Here is a 17,509-nt window from a genome sequence, read left to right as displayed (position 1 = left end):
ACAAAAGGAGGTCAGCCATGTGGAACTATGTAACCCAGGCCCTCACCGCGCTGGTGAGCTTCGCTTTCATGGTGCTGTTCATGACCGCAGCCGTCAAACGCGGCGTTTCGGTCCAGTTCTCCATGCTGGTGCTCTCGCTGGTGCTCACGGTCAGCTTCGCAGCGTGGTCGGCCGGGGACTGGGGGATGTGGCCGGCCTGGAAATCCGCCGTGCCCCTGCTCCTTGCGGCGGGAGCCTGCAGCGTGCTCGGCAACTGGGCCATGTTCCTGGCCACCTCCTCGAGCGCCAACGCGGGGTACGCCCTGGCCATCATCGGCTGCCAGTCCGCCCTGGTGCTGCTGCTCTCCTACTGGTTCCTGGGGGGGGAGATGCACTGGCTGCGGCTCGTGGGGATCGCGACCTGCATCCTCGGGGTGCTCATCATCAGCTGGCCGGTCGCCCCGGCGGTCAAGGGGTGAGCTGAGCTCAGGCTGTGCGGGGGGAGGTGCGGTGCCAAGCCATGGTGATGCGCAAGCCGGCGCGGAGTTCCCGGCAGGTGATGGCCAGGGTGCAGGGGGCAAGGGCCTCGATGATCAGCGTCTCGCCCCGGGCCACCGTCAGGCGTCGTCCCTCCTTGAGGCAGTAGTCGCGGGTGTCCGAGGAGCGGGTCAGCCATACCTCTCCGGCGACCAGAACGAGCGACTCGACGGCGTCGTCGGCCTTGATCGTTACCACTTCCCCTTTGGCCAGCAGATATCGCATGTGAACCTCCTCGTCAGAAGCGCGTCCGGTAGGCGAGGGGGGTGACTCCCATCTCCCGGACGAAGACGCGCCGCATCTGTTCGGCGCAGGTGAAGCCGCTTTCCCGGGCCACCCGTTCCAGCGGCAGGGTGGTCTCTTCCAGCAACGCGACCGAGCGCTCCAACCGGAGCTGGTCCAGATACTTGGCCGGTGTCTTCCCGGTCTCCCGCAGGAACACCCGGGCGAAGTTGCGCGGGCTCATCGCCGCCCGCTGTGCCAGATCCTCCACAGTCGCCTTGTCGCACGGGTTTTCCCTGAGCCAGGCGAGCAGCGGTGCGAGCTGCCCCCCCTCGACCATCTGGGCCCTGAGCTGTGTGCTGAACTGGGCCTGGCCTCCGGGCCTTTTCAGGAACATCACCAGGCGCCTTGCCACCGCGAGTGCCGTCTTCCTGCCGAAATCCTCCTCTACCAGGGCGAGCGCCAGATCCATACCCGCGGTCACCCCGGCCGAGGTAGCCACCTTCCCGTCGCGCGTGTAGATGGCGTCGTTTTCCACATGAACCCCCGGGTAGTTGCGCAGCCGGTCCAGGTCGAGCCAGTGCGTCGTGGCGCGTTTTCCCTTCAAGAGTCCCCCCTCTGCCAAAAGAAGCGAACCGGTGCAGACCGAAACGAGGCGCCGTGCGTGCGGTCCCTGCGCGGCGAGCCAGGACAGCAACCTTTGCTCCTTCATGGCCCGCTCCAGCGCGTCATCCGGGCTCCCGGGCACCAGTATGGTGTCCGCCTGTTCCGGCAGATCCTCCCATGCGTGGTCCGCGACGATGCGCACTCCCGGGCAGGTGCAAAACGGTCCCGCCTTTTCCGCCAGGATGACGATGCGGTACCCCGGGCGCTGCGGCTCGGATTCGGCCAGGCAGCGGTTCAGCATGTTGAAGACTTCGATCGGTCCTGTGACGTCCAGAAGTTCCGCCCCTTCGTAAGCGGCGACCGCTATGATGATTGTCCCGTTCATGGCACCTCCCGTTCCTGCTTCCCGCTAGCCTGCCGGGATCATTGCACAACACCGGCTCACCTTTCAAGGACAACGAAGCCGCAGATCCTGCCATTTTGCATGTTGAACCGTATCGGAAAAGGAACAAGTGATATCACTTTGTGATTGCACCCCTGGCCTGGCTCAAGTATGCTAACGTCATGAACAAAAGCCATCGCCAAACCCTAGAAGCTATTTTTACACATCCTGTCCCTTCGGGTCTGGAATGGCGCCGCATCGAGGCATTGTTCATAGCGCTAGGTGCGCAAACCATCGAAGGGGGCGGGTCCCGGGTCCGTTTCTTTCTCAATGGTGTTGTTGCCACTTTTCACCGGCCTCACCCGGCAAAGGAGGCGAAGCCGTACCAAGTTAGGGACGCGAGAGCTTTCCTGGAAAATGCAGGAGTCAAACCATGAGCACTATGACGTACAGGGGATATGCAGCGAGGATCGAGTACAGCGATGAAGATGCCTGTTTCATTGGCCGCATCGCAGGCATCAAGGACGTCATTGGCTTTCACGCAGAATCTGTAAAGGCACTGCGGCTCGCATTCGAGGAGGCCGTGGACGACTATCTTGCAACCTGTGAGAAACTAAAGAGGGCACCTCACAAGCCTTATTCAGGGAAAGTCATGCTGCGGCTTCCCCCCGAGGTTCACGCCCGTGCCGCTATGATGGCAGAGGCCCATGGCATGAGCCTGAACCAGTGGGCCGCCGAAGTCTTTTCAAAAGTTTCGTGAAGGTATAGCTCCTCTGCTGTTTCGCTTGAGAAAAAATAAAAGCCCCGCCTGCATGGACGGGGCTTTTTTCTTACCGGTGCATGAACTAGGGGACTACCCCTTCATCGCCCCGATCAGCAGGTCGTAGTCTTCCAAAAGCGCCTGGAGGTCCTCCTCGTGCTCGACCTCCTGCTGAAGGATGGTGAGCACCATGTTGTAGGTGACCGGGTCCTTCTCGCGGGTCAGGTCCAGGAGCTTCTTGTACACGCCGATGGCGCACTGCTCCCCCTTGATGTTCTGCTCCAGGATGGTCTTCACGAAAGGATCGTCCGGCGCATCGTAGCCGCAGTTGGTGAACTTGTACCACTCCTCCGGCTTGGTGACCGGGGTTCCCCCGAGCTGGATGATGCGCAGCGCCACCAGGTCCGCGTGGGCCAGCTCCTCGGTTGCGTGCACCAAAAGTTCTGCTCCGACCGCGTCCTTCATCGGCCCCTTCACCAGCTTCGCGCCCAGCCAGTACTGGTAGTAGGCGAACCACTCGTCGCAGAAGGCGCGGTTCAGCAGTGTAAGGAGTTCATCGACGTTCATGCCGACTATTTCACGTCCCTTTGATCCCATATCCAGATCTCCTTTTCCGATTGTAGTGCCACTGTCAAAAACGTTCAGACCCAAAGGAGTATACTGGCGCTTTGTCATTGCGCAATCGGTACGGTCTGTAGAACGCGACAACCATCAAACAGGTTGACCCTTCTTTTGTGTTGGCGTATAGCTGTGAGTGACGCTTGGCGTCACCCGGAGACCGGAGCTGAATCCGGCAATTACGTCTGTCAGTAAGGAAGGCAAAGTGAAGAAGAAGATCGCAGGTCTGTCCCCGCTGCCGCAGGAAATCCCCGCCCCGTACCACATAGAAAACCCGATCCGCCAGGACTACTACCTGATCGGCGGCGAACTGCGCCGCTGGGAAGGCCCCATGCAGGAGGTGCTCTCGCCGGTGCGGGTGCTAAACGGCGCGCATCCCGAGGCGCAGAGGGTAGGGGAGGCGCCTGCCCTTTCCGTCGCCGCCTCGCTCGAGGCGCTCGACGTCGCCGTTGACGCCTACGACAACGGTCGGGGAGCCTGGCCCACCATGTCGGTGGGGGAGCGCATCCATTGCGTGACCTGCTTCAGCCGCGCCGTGAAGGAAAAGCGCAGCGAGGTGGTGAAGCTCCTCATGTGGGAGATCGGCAAGTCTCTCAAGGAGGCCGAGGCCGAATTCGATCGCGCGCTCGCCTACCTGAAGGACACCGTCGAGGCGCTCAAGGAGCTGGACCGGGTCTCCTCCCGTTTCGTGATCCAGCAGGGGATCATCGGGCAGATCCGCCGCGCGCCCTTGGGGGTCGTGCTCTGCATGGGGCCCTACAACTTCCCCCTGTACGAGACCTTCACCACGCTGATCCCGTCGCTGGTCATGGGGAACACCATCATCCTCAAGCCCCCCCGCTTCGGGGTCCTCCTCTTCGAGCCGCTTCTGGCCGCCTTCCGCGACTGCTTCCCGGCCGGCGTGGTGAACACGGTGTACGGCGACGGCGAGGTGGTGCTCCCCCCGCTCATGGCCACCGGCCGCGTCGACGTCCTGGGGTTCATAGGCACCAGCAAGGTCGCGGACGCCCTGCGCGCGAGCCATCCCCGCCCGCACCGGCTGCGCTGCGTGCTGGGGCTCGACGCCAAGAACCCGGCCATCATCCTCCCCGATGCGGACCTCGATCTCGCCGTCGAGGAGTGCCTCTCGGGTGCGCTCAGCTTCAACGGCCAGCGCTGCACCGCGCTGAAGATCATCTTCGTGCACAGAAAGACCGCGCAGCGGTTCCTGGAGGGGATGGCGCAGGGTATCGCGGCGCTCAAGTGCGGGGTCCCCTGGCAGGAGGGTGTCGCCATCACGGCGCTTCCCGAACCGGAAAAGCCGGAATACCTGGAGGGGCTTCTGCGCGACGCCGAGGCGCACGGCGCCCGGGTGGTGAACCCCGGTGGCGGCACGCGGAGCGGCTCCTTCTTCTACCCGGCCCTGCTCTACCCGGTGACCCCGCAGATGCGGGTCTACCACGAGGAGCAGTTCGGGCCGGTGGTCCCGGTCGTGGTCTATGACGACCTGAAGGAGACCATCGACTACGTGGTGCAATCCAACTACGGCCAGCAGGCGAGCATCTTCGGCAGGAACGAGGAGCAGCTCTCCCAACTGATCGACGCCCTGGTGAACCAGGTCTGCCGCATCAACATCAACAGCAAGTGCCAGAGAAGCCCCGACAGCTTCCCCTTCAACGGCCGCAAGAACTCCGCCGAGGGGACCCAGTCCGTCGCCGACGCCCTGCGCGTATTCTCGATCCGGATCGTCGTGGCGGCGCGGGAGACCGACGCCAACCGCGACATCATCACCGGGATCGTGAAGGAGAGAAAGTCCCACTTCCTCTCAACGGATTACATTCTCTGATCGATCAGCTTTGCGGATCCTGGCGCCGGCGCACTCGGCCCTGCTGCCAGATTCGGCGTTCACTTTTACAAACTCTTGCTGCGGTTGTAACCGGACTGCAACATAACGCCGCTATAGTCTCCTCAAAACCAAAGAGGAGGAGAAGATGATTCAGACCATAAAGAAAGCATTCCTTGCCCTTGCCCTGGTTGCCGCAGTCGGCGCAGCAGGCGAGGCGTCGGCCGAGACCCTGATCAACGGCGCCGGAGCCACCTTCCCGTACCCGTTGTACTCCAAGTGGTTCAGTGAGTACGCCAAGGTCGACAAGAGCGTGAAATTCAACTACCAGTCCATCGGCAGCGGCGGCGGCATCAAGCAGATCACCGCCCAGACCGTCGACTTCGGTGCCAGCGACAAGTTCCTCTCCGATGCCGAGCTGAAGGGTGCTCCGGGGAAGCTGATCCACATCCCGACCGTCATGGGTGCCGTGGTGGTGACCTACAACCTCCCGGGCGTTCCCTCCGGCATCAAACTGAACTCCGAGGACCTGGCCAACATCTACCTCGGCAAGATCACCAAGTGGAACGACCCGAGGATCGCCGATGACAACAAAGGGGTGAACCTCCCGGCGAAGCCGATCATCGTCGTGCACCGCTCCGACGGCAGCGGCACCACCAGCATCTTCACCGATTACCTTGCAGGCGTAAACGCCGAATGGGCGCAGAAGGTAGGGAAGGGCGCTTCGGTTAAGTGGCCGGTCGGTCTGGGCGGCAAGGGGAACGAAGGGATCGCCGGCCAGATCAAGACCACCCCGTACTCCATCGGTTACGTCGAGCTTGCCTACGCCTTCGAGAACAAACTCCCCTACGCCTCGCTGAAGAACAAGGCAGGCGTCTTCGTCGAACCCTCCATCAAGTCCACCTCTGCTGCAGCGGCGGCAGCAGTGAAGGGGATGCCCGCCGACTACCGCATCTCCCTGGTGAACCAGCCGGGCAAAGATGCCTACCCGGTGGTCGGCTTCACCTGGCTCCTGGTTTACGAAAACCAGAAGGACCCGGCCAAAGGGAAGAAGCTGGTCGAATTCCTGAACTGGAGCATGACGAAAGGGCAGAAAATGGCCGCCCCCATGCTCTACGCGCCGCTTCCCGAGAGCGTGGTGAAGATGGTGCAGAAGACCATCAAGAGCATCAAGTAGCCAGCAGCAACAAGCAGTTACTGGAGTACCCTGGTGTGTCGGCGTTTTGCCGGCACACCTTTTTTTTTGTCTTACGCCACCGCGCTCCCTTTAAAGCTTATAAAAATGGTTGACAAAGTTTTTAGCCGAGAGTATAAAAACCCTACTAAAAAAATCGTGTTGTTTTTAGGTTTAAACACGGTGAAATACCGTAAAATGTTTCACCGGTTTAACGTCAGCACGAACAGCCCGATCCGAGGCTTGCAAGCAGAAAGTCGTGAAGACGAAAACCACCTAGCCGCCCTGAAGTTGCGCACTTCCGCCCAAAGCCGGTCAAGTTTTGCATCTGAATCAACGGCATTTTTTTGTGCCTTGATAATCCACTAAATCTGTAGAGTAAGCAGACGGAGGCATCGTGAAAAAAACAGCCAGTATCGTAACCATCTTGTTGTTCATCGCAGCACTTCCCCTCACCGCCTTCGCGGCGCAGCAGTTCCTCAACGTCTCGTACGACCCGACCCGCGAGCTGTATCAGGACTACAACAAGGCGTTTGCGAAGAAGTGGAAGCAGGACGTCACCTTCAAGCAGTCCCACGGCGGCTCCGGCAAACAGGCGAGGGCGGTGATCGACGGCCTGGAGGCTGACGTGGTCACCCTGGCGTTGGCCTACGATATCGACGAGATCAGCGACAAGGCGAAGCTCCTCCCGGCCGACTGGCAGAAGAGGCTTCCCAACAACAGCGCTCCGTACACCTCGACAATCGTTTTCCTGGTGCGCAAGGGGAACCCGAAAAAGATCAACGACTGGAACGACCTGGTGAAGCCGGGCGTCGCGGTGATCACCCCCAATCCCAAGACCTCGGGCGGCGCCCGCTGGAACTACCTGGCCGCCTGGGCGTACGCCTTGAAGCAGAAGGGGGGCAACGAGGCGAAGGCGAAACAGTTCGTCGGAGAACTCTTCAAGCACGTACCTGTGCTCGACTCCGGAGCCCGGGGGGCCACCACCACTTTCGTGCAGCGCGGCCAGGGGGACGTGCTGCTTGCCTGGGAGAACGAGGCCTTCCTTGCCGTGAATGAACTGGGGAAGGACAAGTTCGAGATCGTGGTTCCGTCGGTCAGCATCCTGGCAGAGCCGCCGGTCGCCGTCGTCGACAAGGTCGTCGACAAGAAGGGGACCCGCAAGTTGGCCGAGGAATACCTGAAGTACCTCTACTCGCAGGAAGGACAGGAGATCGCCGCCAGGCACTACTATCGTCCGCGTGACAAGAAGGTGGCCGCGAAGTACGCCAAGGTGTTTCCCCGGGTGAAGCTGGTAACCATCGATGACACCTTCGGTGGCTGGCGCAAGGCGCAGAAGACCCACTTCGCCGACGGCGGCGTCTTCGACCAGATCTACGGCGCCAAGTAGCTGTCCAGCTGCTCAAAGGGAATCACCTTTCAAGAGGCCGGGGCGAGGGGCTGTTCATGGGTATCGCTTTGGGTCACTGTCTCTGATTATTTCATTTGGACCCGGCAAGCGGGGGTGTCGTAGGAGGAAGGAACATGGCTGGGGTGAGCGGGAAAAACAAGGTAGTGCCGGGGTTCGCTCCGGCGCTCGGGTACACCATTTTCTATCTGAGCATTGTGGTGCTCATCCCGCTCTCCGGCCTTTTCTTCAAGACGGCCACCCTCAGCTGGGCTGATTTCGTCGCTGCAGTCACCGCGCCGCGGGTGCTGGCATCCTATCGCGTTACCTTCGGTTCCTCGCTAGCTGCCGCACTCGTCAACGCGTTCTTCGGGGTGCTGGTGGCCTGGGTGCTGGTGCGTTATCGCTTCCCCGGCAAGAAGCTGGTTGACGCGCTGGTGGACCTCCCCTTCGCCCTGCCCACGGCAGTCGCCGGTATCACGCTTGCCAGCATCTACTCGCAAAACGGCTGGCTGGGGCGCTACCTGGAGCCGCGCGGCGTCAAGGTCGCCTTCACCCCCCTCGGAATCGCCGTCGCCATGGTCTTCATCGGGCTTCCCTTCGTGGTGCGGACGGTCCAACCGGTGCTGGAGGAATTGGACCAGGAGATCGAAGAAGCCGCCTCCTGCCTCGGTGCCAACCGCTGGCAGAGCTTTTGCCGGGTTCTGCTCCCGACAATGCTCCCCGCCATCCTGACCGGCTTCGCTCTTTCCTTTGCGCGCGCGGTCGGGGAGTACGGCTCCATTATATTCATTGCCGGCAATATGCCCATGGTCTCCGAGATCACGCCGCTGCTCATTATCACCAAGCTGGAACAGTACGACTACGCAGGCGCCACCGCCATCGCCACGGTCATGCTGGTGGTCTCCTTCGTCATGCTCCTCTGCATCAACCTGCTGCAGAAATGGAGCAGGCGTTTCGCGGAATAAACGGGCCTAGGCGCCGGGAGGGATAGGATATGGTTGGTGAGGGGCTTCACAAAATTGAGAGGAAAGGGGGGACGGTCACGGAGCCTGCCTGGGTGCGCTCGCTGCTGATCGCCATAGCCCTTGGCTTCCTGGCGCTGTTCCTGGTGCTGCCGCTTGCCGCGGTGTTCGCGCAGGCGCTGGAAAAGGGATGGGAGGCCTACCTCGCCGCGCTCAAGGAACCGGATACCATCTCGGCCATCCGGCTCACCCTGATCACCGCCGCGGTCTGCGTGCCGTTGAACCTCTTCTTCGGCATCGTCGCGGCCTGGGCCATCGCCAAGTTCAGCTTTCCCGGCAAGAGCTTCCTGATCACGCTGATAGACCTTCCGTTCTCGGTCTCGCCGGTCGTTTCCGGCCTCATCTACGTGCTGATCTTCGGGTTGCAGGGATGGCTCGGACCCTGGCTGCAGGAGCACGACATCAAGATCATCTTCGCGGCCCCGGGGATCATCCTCGCCACCATATTCGTCACCTTCCCGTTCATCGCGCGGGAGTTGATCCCGCTCATGGAGTCGCAGGGGCGCGAGGAGGAGGAAGCGGCGCTGACCCTTGGGGCCAACGGGCTGCAGACCTTCTTCAGGGTCACCTTCCCCAACATCAAGTGGGGCATCCTCTACGGCGTGATCCTCTGCAACGCGAGGGCGATGGGGGAGTTCGGGGCGGTCTCGGTCGTTTCCGGCCACGTGCGCGGCGCCACCAACACCATCCCGCTCCAGGTGGAGATCCTCTACAACGAGTACAGCTACGCCGCCGCCTTCGCGGTGGCCTCACTTCTGGCCCTGCTCGCCCTGGTGACCCTGGCGGTGAAGACGGTGTCCGAATGGAAGATGCGGCAGACGATCGCAGCAGCAGAAACAGAAAGGTAACCCCATGAGCATCGAAATCGAAGCGGTAAGCAAATCATTCGGCACCTTTGCCGCGTTGAAGGACGTGAGCCTCAAGGTTCCTTCCGGGGAACTGGTGGCCCTGCTCGGGCCGTCTGGCTCGGGAAAGACTTCGCTTTTGCGCATCATCGCGGGACTGGAGAGCCCGGACAGCGGCAGGATCCTCTTCGACGGCGAGGAGGCCACCAAGCGCCAGGTCCAGGAACGCCAGGTGGGGTTCGTCTTCCAGCACTACGCCCTGTTCCGGCACATGACCGTTTTCGAAAACATCGCTTTCGGTCTCACCGTGAAGTCCAGGAAGAGCCGCCCCGGCAAACAGGAGATAAGGGACAGGGTGCACAACCTGCTCAAGCTAATTCAGTTGGAAAACCTTGCCGACCGTTACCCGGCGCAGCTCTCCGGCGGCCAGCGCCAGCGCGTGGCGCTGGCCCGTGCCCTGGCGGTCGAGCCGCAGGTGCTCCTGCTCGACGAGCCGTTCGGCGCGCTGGATGCCAAGGTGAGGCTGGAGTTGCGCCGCTGGCTGCGGCGCCTGCACGACGAAATCCACGTCACCAGCGTCTTCGTCACCCACGACCAGGAGGAGGCGCTCGAGGTCGCCGATCGGATCGTGGTCATGAACGGGGGGCGCATCGAGCAGCAGGGTACCCCCTCCGAGGTCTATGACCGCCCGGCCACCCCTTTCGTCTACGACTTCCTTGGCAGCGTCAACCTCTTCCATGGCAGGGTGCACGAGGGGACTGCCCAGATGGCCGGTTTTCGTGTCTCGTCACCAGAGAACGCGTCGGCGCACGACGCCCCGGCGGTAGGGTACGTCCGCTCGCACGACATAGCCATAGAGCGTGACAATGCTGGTTCGGGGGGCATCAAAGCGGAAGTGCGTTACCTGCTCTCCATAGGGGCCATGGTGCGCGCCGACCTGGCGCTTAATGACGGTGACCGGTCCATAGAGGCTGAGCTGCCGCGAGAAGAGGCGGAGCGACTCAAACTGAAGGTAGGCGATCATGTCTATGCGAGGCCGCGCAAGATGCGGGTTTTCGTGGAGGATTACCAGATATAGCCACGGTGCGCGTTCACGCCTTGCCCGCCATTTCCTGCTGACCGGAAAAAGCAACAGTGACAATGAGCAGGTGGCTGCTCGTGCGGGCGGCCGCCTGTTCCGGCCGGCTTGATGGGGGGGCAGAAGGGGAGGGGCAAAGAAAAAGGACCGCGGTTGCGGTCCTTTGCGCTGCCGGAGATGTATCAGGACTGTCATGCGATGGTGTGGCGGATGTCCTTCCCCTTGATCATGAAGATGACCATCTCGGCGATGTTGGTGGCGTGATCGGCGATGCGTTCCAGGCACTTGGAGACATGGATGATCTTCATGGCGCGGCTGATGGTCTTTGGGTCCCCCATCATGAAGGTCAGTAGCTCCCGCTGGATCTGCTCGTTCAGCTCGTCCACGCACTGGTCGTCCTGGCAGACCTTGATCGCCAGGGCATCGTCCCCCCGCACGAAGGCGTCGAGCGCCTCCTTCACCATGTCGGACGCGCTCTTTGCCATGCGCGGCAGGTCGATGTAGGGCTTCAAGGACGGCTCCTGGTTCAGCTCCCGGGCTCGCTTGCAGATGTTGGCGCACTGGTCGCCGATCCGCTCCAGGTCGGTCACGATCTTCAAGGCCAGGGTGATGAAGCGCAGGTCCCGTGCCGCCGGCTGGCGGCGCGCGAGCACCTCGAGACATTTCTCGTCGATCACCATCTCGAGCGTGTTGATCTCGTGGTCGAACGCTATGGTCCGCTCCGCCAGTTCGGTGTCCCGCTCCACCAGGGATTTCATGGCGTTGGCGATCATCGATTCGACCTTGCCACCCATCTCCAGAAGTTTTTCACGTATCTCGTTCAGTTCGTTGTCGAACTGCTTGCTGAAATGTTCTCTCTCCATAGTTGTCTCCGGTTTGTCTTCGATGATGAACTTCCGTCTTCTGGATCTAGCCGAAACGTCCGGTGATGTAGTCCTCGGTCTGTTTCTGCTCGGGGGTGGTGAAGATCTTCTTGGTCTCACCGCATTCGACCAGGTCCCCCATATACAGGAAAGCTGTGTAGTCGGAGACGCGGGCGGCCTGCTGCATGTTGTGGGTGACGATGATGATGGTGTAGCGTTCCTTGAGCTCTTCGATCAGCTCCTCGATCTTCAGGGTCGAGATGGGGTCGAGGGCGGAGGCGGGCTCGTCCATGAGGATCACTTCCGGCTTGACGGCGATGGTGCGCGCGATGCAAAGGCGCTGCTGCTGCCCGCCGGAGAGCATCATGGCGTTGCTCTTAAGCCGGTCCTTCACCTCGTCCCAGAGCGCCACGCGCTTTAGGCAGCTCTCGACGATCTCGTCCGCCTCTTCGCGCGGCAGCCTGCCGTTGAGCTTGTAGCCGGCGATCACGTTGTCGTAGATGGACATGGCCGGGAACGGGTTCGGCTTCTGAAACACCATGCCGACGCGGCGGCGGATGGCTACCGGGTCCACTCCCCTGTCGTAGATGTCGCCGTCGTCCACCAGGATCTTGCCGGTGACCCGCGCCGACGGGACCAGGTCGTGCATCCTGTTAATGGAGCGCAAGAGCGTCGACTTGCCGCAGCCCGACGGCCCGATGATGGCGGTGACGCTGTGTTCCGGGAAGGTCATGCTGATGTCGCGCACCGCATGGGTCTTGCCGAAGTGTATGTTGACCTGTTCCAGTTGTACCTTGTTGTTCATCTGTTTCCTCTCGAATTTTGCTGAAGTCGATGCTTGGGAAGGCTCCTCGCAATCCACGGCCTCAACCTTAACCTTAACCTCAACCTCAACCTGTTTTTTATCCCGCCTGCCGGGTCCTGCCGAAGTAGCGTGCGGTGAGGCTCAGGGCGAACATGACCGTCACCAGCACCAGGGCCCCGCCCCAGGCGAGTCGGTGCCAGTCTTCGTAGGGGGCGATGGCGAAGCTGAAGATCTGCAGGGGGAGCGCCGCCATCGGCTGCATGACGTTCTTGCTCCAGAACTGGTTGCCGAGCGCCGTGAACAGGAGCGGCGCAGTCTCGCCGGCGATCCTTGCCACGGCGAGGAGTACACCGGTTAGGACGCCGGAGAGCGCGCTGCGCAGGGTCACCTTGAGGCTGGTACGCCAGAAGGGGACGCCGAGGGCGAGCGACGCCTCGCGCAGGGAGCCGGGGACCATCTTCAACTGCTCCTCGGTGGTGCGTAAGACGATCGGGATCATGATCATGGCGAGCGCCACCGATCCGGCCAGGCCGGAGAAGCCCTTCATGGGCACAACCAGCAGCGTGTAGGCCACCATGCCGGTGATGATGGACGGCGTGCCCGAGAGGACGTCGGCGGCGAACCGGATCAGGGTGGACACCTTGGAGCCGCCGAACTCGGACAGGTAGATGGCGCCGAGGATGCCGACGGGGAGCCCGATCAGGGAAGCTCCCGCGATCATGATAGCCGAGCCGACCATGCCGTTGGCCATGCCCCCTCCGGGTTCGCCGGTCGGCGCGGGGACGTGGGTGAAGAAGTCGAGGGAGAGCGAGCTGACCCCCATCTTCAGGATGTGGAAGAAGATGAGACCCAGCGGTACCAGCACGGCCAGCGTGCAGGCGAGCATGAGCCCGCTCATCAGGTGGTTTTTCATCTTGCGGTAGGTAACGCTCTGCATCATGCCGCACCTCCCTTGGCTCGTCCGGACACGCTCCAGATCAAAAGCCTCGCCATCGCGTTCACGATCAGGGTGACCACCATCAGGATCAGGCCGATTTCCATGAGCGCGGAGGCGTGCAGCTTCGAGGTGGTCTCGGCGAACTCGTTGGCGATCACGCTCGGCATGGTGTAGGCGGGGGAGAGCAGCGACAGCGAGATGTTGGGTGCGTTGCCGATCACCATGGTGACGGCCATGGTCTCGCCGATGGCACGCCCGAGCCCCAGGATGGCGGCACCAAGGATGCCGGACTTGCCGTAGGGGAGGATGGCGATCTTGATGGTCTCCCAGCGGGTGGCGCCCAGTGCGATGGCGGCCTCCTTCTGGCTCTGCGGCACCGCCAGCAGCACCTCCCGGGTGATCGAGGTGATGATCGGCACCACCATGATCATCAGGATGAAGATCGCCGCCAGCATGCTGACGCCGTACGGGGCCCCCTCGAAGAGCGGGATGAAGCCGAAGTGTTCGATGAGGAAAGGCTGGACCGTGCTCTGGAGCCAGGGCGCCATGACCAGCACGCCCCAAAGGCCGTAGATCACCGAGGGGATCGCGGCCAGAAGCTCCACCAGCGGTGCCACTACGGACCCGAGGCGCCCTGGGGCGATTTCGGTTATAAAGAGCGCGGCGCCGATGCTGAGTGGGGTGGCGAGCAGGAGGGCCAGGACCGAGGAGACCACCGACCCGTACAGGTAGGGTAGCGCTCCGAAGCTTCCCTGCACCGCGTCCCAATCCTTCGAGCTCACGAACTTCCAGCCGAACTCCCTGATGGCGGGCAAGCTCTCGCCGGCCATTTCGTAGAGCATGAGCGCCAGTATCGCGAGGATGCTGAAAGCGAAAAAGGTGGTCAGGTAACGAAAGATCGAGTCGCCGCCGAGCTTCTTGGCTATAGCAGGCTGGGGGCTTTTGGGTGCCGCGGCTGCACGGTCCGTTTCCGTCTCATTGGTGCAGCAGGAAGTTCGCATCTCTAACTCCACTTCTATCCTCCAGGGATATGCTTCTCCGGGACAGGGGCGGTTGCCGGTGCTCCGGGGGGGACGTTTTACATACGCCAACAGCTTGGGCCATCGATGTTACAGCTTCGTTACAGTTCGTCGAAATGTTCATGAAGGATTTTGGCAGAGTGTGACAAACGGGGGGGACAACGGGGGGGAGCCGGCAAGGAGGCGGCCACAATGTGGCCCAATCCCCGAGCACGAGGGGGAGCCGCCATCGGGTTGATGGAAGCTCTCCTGGCAGCGGCCTGGTCCGTAAGGGGACGCTACCTGTGGCAGGAATAGGAAGGGGTGGCAACCAGCATGTGAGGAAGCGATGGAGGGATAATGAAAATGCTCCGGGAGCGCTTGCACTTTTGCAAACACACGTCCGGAGCATTCCTCGTTTTCATACCGATTTAAGTTGGTGGGCGAGATGGGATTCGAACCCATGACCCCTGGCTTCGGAGGCCAGTACTCTATCCAACTGAGCTACCCGCCCGGGAAAGAACTCATTACTACACTATTTTGAAAACCAACTCAAGATGAAACTTTAAAAAAAGCGGCTTACCCATTCCCATGCTCACTTCGGGATCGAGGCGTAGACGGGAACCGTGATTTCCTTCTTCTGCGGATGGCTGGTGGTGATATGCAGGTACCCGCTCAGGATCTTGGCTTCAGGCTTCGCCAGCACCGAGATCTCGATGGTGCCGGTCTCCCCGGGCTTAAGCTCTCCCTTCTTGATGGTGGGCTTGATCTGCAGCGAGGTGGAGGTGACGCTTACGTTCAGCAGCTTCACGGTCGCGTTGCTGTGGTTGGCGACGCTTATCTTGGCCTGGGTGGGGGTGCTGCTACTCACGACGCCGAGGCTCACCTGCCGGGGCGTTACCTGCAGCTGGTCGAGCACCGTTCCCTCGATGGTGAAGGTGTAGATCGGGGTCTTGCCGGCGTTGCTGGTCAGGGTCACGGTCTTCGCGACCTTGCCGGAGAATGAGCTGGAGTCGAAGCTGACCTCTATCTCGGCGCTTTTGCCGGGGGAGACCACGGAGGCCGAGGGCTTGGCGGCGGTGCAGCCGCAGGAGGCGTCGAGCTTCTTGATCTGCAAGGGGGCGTCGCCGTTATTTCTTATGGTGAAGGTATGCTGGACTTTCTTTCCCTGGGCAACGGTGCCGAAATTGAAACTTCCCCGCTCTACCAGCAGTTCCGGTGCTGCTGAGGCGGTGGCGGCACGGCTCAGGGTGGCGAGCAGGAGCAGAAAGTATGCAAAGGGTAGGCGTCTCATGGTGTTCCTCTTGAATTATCGCTGGGATGCGGCACACCGGCTATTTATACCACAAAGGTGCCGGAGCGACCAGAATGATTGACACTATAATTTGCTTCTGTTATAGGAAACCGTTGAGAAAATTAATGGAAGATCCAAAACATTCCGGAGGGGTCGATGATTCTCCAATGCGACCAATGCAATACGAAGTTTAGGCTGGACGATTCCAAGCTGAAGCCGGGCGGCGTTAAGGTCCGCTGCTCCAAGTGCCGACACGTCTTCGTGGCCGGTGCCGAGCAGAAGGCTGAAGAGTCGGACTTCGACGCCCTGCTATCCGGACTCGGGGCTTCAGCCGCGGTGCAGGCCGAAAAGGCACCGGCCACCGCGCAGGCTGGCAAGGAAACCCCTTCTCCCGAACCCGGTGCTGAGGCCGCCCAGCCGAAGCAGGACGACCTGGCGGGGTTCGGCTTTGAGCCCGAGCCCGGCCCCGGCCCCGAACCCGCTGCCGGCACGGACGATTTGGATTTCGGTGATATCAACGTCGAGACCGGCATGGCGGCCGGCAAAGAAGTCCCTGCCGCTGCGGAAGGCGGGTTCGACGAGTTCGAGTTCAGCGAGGAGCCCGTCGTCCCGGCCCCGAAGCCCTCGGCAGCTGCGGATCTTGATTTCGGCGAGCTCTCCTTCGACGAGACGCCGGCCCCGGCCAAAGCTGAACCCGCGCCGGCGGCCGCAGAGTCCCCCCTCGACTTTGGCGAGTTATCCTTCGAAGAGCCTGCCGCGGGCAAGGTTGAGGCCGCTCCGGCAGCAACAAATGTGCTCGAATTCGGCGAACTCTCTTTCGATGAACCCTCGTCCGCTGCTAAGGAGGAGACCGCTGCCGCCCAGCCCGCTGCGGACGCTTTTGATTTCGGCGAGTTCTCCTTCGACGAGAGCCCGGCACCGGTCCAGGAGCCTTCCCCGGAAACACCTGCCGCAGCGGATTTTGGTGAGCTCTCCTTTGATGAAACGCCTGCTGCTGCCAAGGAGGAGGTTGCTCCTGCCGCCGAAGCGCTTGAATTCGGCGACTTCTCCTTCGAGGAGACGGCAGCCCCCCCCAAGGAAGAGCCTGCCCCTGCGGCTGCCGCAGATTCGTTTGATTTCGGTGACTTCTCCTTTGAGGAGCCTGCGGCGCCCGCAGCGGAAGAACCTGCCGGTCCGGAGGCGGGATCCTTCTCGTTTGAGGAGGAAGCCGTGGCGGCCGAGGCGCCCGGGGAGGGGACGGCTGAGCCGACCACTTTCGCCCCCGAGAGTGAGAAGGGGGAGGGTGCTGCGCCTGCGCAGGACGAGGAATTCAGCTTCGGCGACTTCTCCTTTTCCGAAACGCCCAAGGCCGCGCCTGCGACCGAGGGGACTGCCCCGGCAGCTGCTGCCATTGCGGGACTGGTAGGTGCTGCCGCTGCAGTCAGTGCTGCCCAAGCCAAAGAGGCGCCAGCCCCCGCCGCCGAGCCCTCCGAGCCCAAACCGGCCGCCAAGTCTTCACTGGACTTCAGCTTCGGTGACAAGTCCTTTGCCGGCGCCGTCCCCGAGGAAGGGGTCGAGGAGGAACTTCCTCCGCTGTCGATCTCTTCCAGGCGCAAGGGGCGCTCCGTCATCACCATCGCCATCGTGGGGATCTGCGTGGTCGTGGTGCTGGCGCTGAGCGGTGCAGGGCTCTACCTGCTGCAAAGCGGTCCGGAGGCGATGAAGAAGCTCGACCAGTACGGCATCGGTTTCGTTGCCAAGTGGTTTGGCATCGAGGTCCCCGAGGAGGGGCGCATCACCATCAAGAATGCCCTGGCTTCCTTCCACCAGAACAAGGAGGCCGGCGAACTGTTCGTCGTGAACGGCGAGGCAGTCAACTCCTACCGCAAGGCGCGCGCCTCCATCCAGGTGAAGGTAAGCATCTTCGACAAGGCGGGCAAGGTGCTGCTGCAAAAGACCGCCTACTGCGGCAACCGCCTCTCGACTGAACAGCTGAGCACGCTTCCCATGGCAAAGATCGAGTCCATCATGAACAACCAGTTCGGCGACTCGCTCTCCAACCTCGGCGTCAAGCCGGAGCAGTCCATCGGTTTCGTGGTGGCCCTAGCCAACGTGCCCAAAGAGGCCGCCGACTTCGGCGTGGAGGTGGTCGGCTCCACGGTGGCGGCCGGACAGTAGCAAGGAGAACCAGCGACAAT

General features: G+C 61.8%; 18 protein-coding genes and 1 tRNA gene. 10 read left to right on the top strand and 9 right to left on the bottom strand.

Features of this window, described 5'->3' with window-relative positions; translation table 11 throughout:
• Positions 1-17: 17 nt before the first annotated feature.
• On the top strand, positions 18-458 hold the full coding sequence (locus KP003_RS11245) for an EamA family transporter (protein WP_216499875.1): 441 nt from the start codon (positions 18-20) through the stop codon (positions 456-458).
• 7 nt (positions 459-465) lie between these two features.
• On the opposite strand, the gene KP003_RS11240 is transcribed toward KP003_RS11245, so the two are convergent.
• On the bottom strand, positions 466-741 hold the full coding sequence (locus KP003_RS11240) for a DUF2917 domain-containing protein (RefSeq protein ID WP_216499874.1): 276 nt from the start codon (positions 739-741) through the stop codon (positions 466-468).
• 13 nt (positions 742-754) lie between these two features.
• Positions 755-1,729, bottom strand: a complete 975-nt coding sequence (locus KP003_RS11235; protein ID WP_216788327.1) for a GlxA family transcriptional regulator — start codon at positions 1,727-1,729, stop codon at positions 755-757.
• Between the two features lie 179 nt (positions 1,730-1,908).
• Here KP003_RS11235 and KP003_RS11230 point away from each other — a divergent pair, with 179 nt between their 5' ends.
• Both KP003_RS11230 and KP003_RS11225 read left to right on the top strand, forming a co-directional pair.
• Complete coding sequence (locus KP003_RS11230; RefSeq protein ID WP_216791960.1) at positions 1,909-2,163, top strand: type II toxin-antitoxin system HicA family toxin; 255 nt, start codon at positions 1,909-1,911, stop codon at positions 2,161-2,163.
• Positions 2,160-2,486: a type II toxin-antitoxin system HicB family antitoxin gene (locus tag KP003_RS11225; RefSeq protein ID WP_216499872.1), complete on the top strand. Its 327-nt coding sequence runs from the start codon at positions 2,160-2,162 to the stop codon at positions 2,484-2,486. Before KP003_RS11230 ends, KP003_RS11225 begins: the two co-directional genes overlap by 4 nt.
• Before the next feature lie 93 nt (positions 2,487-2,579).
• Here KP003_RS11225 and KP003_RS11220 read toward each other — a convergent pair whose 3' ends face one another.
• Positions 2,580-3,083 (bottom strand): ferritin-like domain-containing protein, encoded by a 504-nt coding sequence (locus KP003_RS11220; protein ID WP_216499871.1) that lies wholly within the window; start codon positions 3,081-3,083, stop codon positions 2,580-2,582.
• Positions 3,084-3,309: 226 nt separating this feature from the next.
• On the opposite strand from KP003_RS11220, the gene KP003_RS11215 reads away from it, so the two are divergent.
• The 6 genes from KP003_RS11215 to KP003_RS11190 all read left to right on the top strand — a co-directional run bounded on the left by KP003_RS11215 (position 3,310) and on the right by KP003_RS11190 (position 10,435).
• Entirely contained in the window at positions 3,310-4,929 is a 1,620-nt protein-coding gene (locus KP003_RS11215) for an NADP-dependent glyceraldehyde-3-phosphate dehydrogenase (RefSeq protein ID WP_216499870.1), read from the top strand.
• A 145-nt stretch (positions 4,930-5,074) separates the two neighbouring features.
• Positions 5,075-6,103, top strand: coding sequence for a phosphate ABC transporter substrate-binding protein PstS (gene pstS, locus KP003_RS11210; protein ID WP_216499869.1), 1,029 nt, complete (start codon positions 5,075-5,077; stop codon positions 6,101-6,103).
• A gap of 394 nt (positions 6,104-6,497) precedes the next feature.
• Complete coding sequence (locus KP003_RS11205; protein WP_216788326.1) at positions 6,498-7,490, top strand: sulfate ABC transporter substrate-binding protein; 993 nt, start codon at positions 6,498-6,500, stop codon at positions 7,488-7,490.
• A 134-nt stretch (positions 7,491-7,624) separates the two neighbouring features.
• Complete coding sequence (gene cysT / locus KP003_RS11200) at positions 7,625-8,455, top strand: sulfate ABC transporter permease subunit CysT (RefSeq protein ID WP_216499867.1); 831 nt, start codon at positions 7,625-7,627, stop codon at positions 8,453-8,455.
• 29 nt (positions 8,456-8,484) lie between these two features.
• Positions 8,485-9,360: a sulfate ABC transporter permease subunit CysW gene (gene cysW / locus KP003_RS11195; protein ID WP_216788325.1), complete on the top strand. Its 876-nt coding sequence runs from the start codon at positions 8,485-8,487 to the stop codon at positions 9,358-9,360.
• 4 nt (positions 9,361-9,364) lie between these two features.
• The gene (locus KP003_RS11190) at positions 9,365-10,435 is read left to right on the top strand and encodes a sulfate/molybdate ABC transporter ATP-binding protein (RefSeq protein ID WP_217299607.1); all 1,071 of its coding nucleotides are present in this window, start codon (positions 9,365-9,367) and stop codon (positions 10,433-10,435) included.
• 191 nt (positions 10,436-10,626) lie between these two features.
• Here KP003_RS11190 and phoU read toward each other — a convergent pair whose 3' ends face one another.
• The 6 genes from phoU to KP003_RS11160 form a co-directional block, all read right to left on the bottom strand.
• A complete protein-coding gene (gene phoU / locus KP003_RS11185; protein ID WP_216499864.1) occupies positions 10,627-11,298 on the bottom strand; it encodes a phosphate signaling complex protein PhoU in 672 nt (223 codons plus the stop codon).
• A 46-nt stretch (positions 11,299-11,344) separates the two neighbouring features.
• The gene (gene pstB, locus KP003_RS11180; protein ID WP_216499863.1) at positions 11,345-12,103 is read right to left on the bottom strand and encodes a phosphate ABC transporter ATP-binding protein PstB; all 759 of its coding nucleotides are present in this window, start codon (positions 12,101-12,103) and stop codon (positions 11,345-11,347) included.
• A 97-nt stretch (positions 12,104-12,200) separates the two neighbouring features.
• A complete protein-coding gene (gene pstA, locus KP003_RS11175; RefSeq protein WP_216499862.1) occupies positions 12,201-13,043 on the bottom strand; it encodes a phosphate ABC transporter permease PstA in 843 nt (280 codons plus the stop codon).
• Positions 13,040-14,041 carry a phosphate ABC transporter permease subunit PstC gene (gene pstC / locus KP003_RS11170; RefSeq protein WP_236027007.1) on the bottom strand — a complete coding sequence of 334 codons (1,002 nt, stop codon included), beginning with the start codon at positions 14,039-14,041 and terminating at the stop codon, positions 13,040-13,042. The genes pstA and pstC overlap by 4 nt, the downstream gene beginning before the upstream one ends.
• A 434-nt stretch (positions 14,042-14,475) precedes the next feature.
• A tRNA-Arg gene (locus KP003_RS11165) sits at positions 14,476-14,552 on the bottom strand.
• An 81-nt stretch (positions 14,553-14,633) separates the two neighbouring features.
• The gene (locus KP003_RS11160) at positions 14,634-15,332 is read right to left on the bottom strand and encodes a DUF1573 domain-containing protein (protein ID WP_216499860.1); all 699 of its coding nucleotides are present in this window, start codon (positions 15,330-15,332) and stop codon (positions 14,634-14,636) included.
• A gap of 156 nt (positions 15,333-15,488) precedes the next feature.
• Here KP003_RS11160 and KP003_RS11155 point away from each other — a divergent pair, with 156 nt between their 5' ends.
• Positions 15,489-17,489: a DUF3426 domain-containing protein gene (locus tag KP003_RS11155; RefSeq protein WP_216788323.1), complete on the top strand. Its 2,001-nt coding sequence runs from the start codon at positions 15,489-15,491 to the stop codon at positions 17,487-17,489.
• The last annotated feature ends 20 nt before the right edge of the window (positions 17,490-17,509 follow it).

It is taken from the genome of Geomonas diazotrophica (genome assembly GCF_019063885.1).
Classification (GTDB): domain Bacteria; phylum Desulfobacterota; class Desulfuromonadia; order Geobacterales; family Geobacteraceae; genus Geomonas; species Geomonas diazotrophica.
The sequence above is the reverse complement of the archived record's forward strand: the minus strand, read 5'-3'. Positions and strand labels throughout refer to the sequence as shown.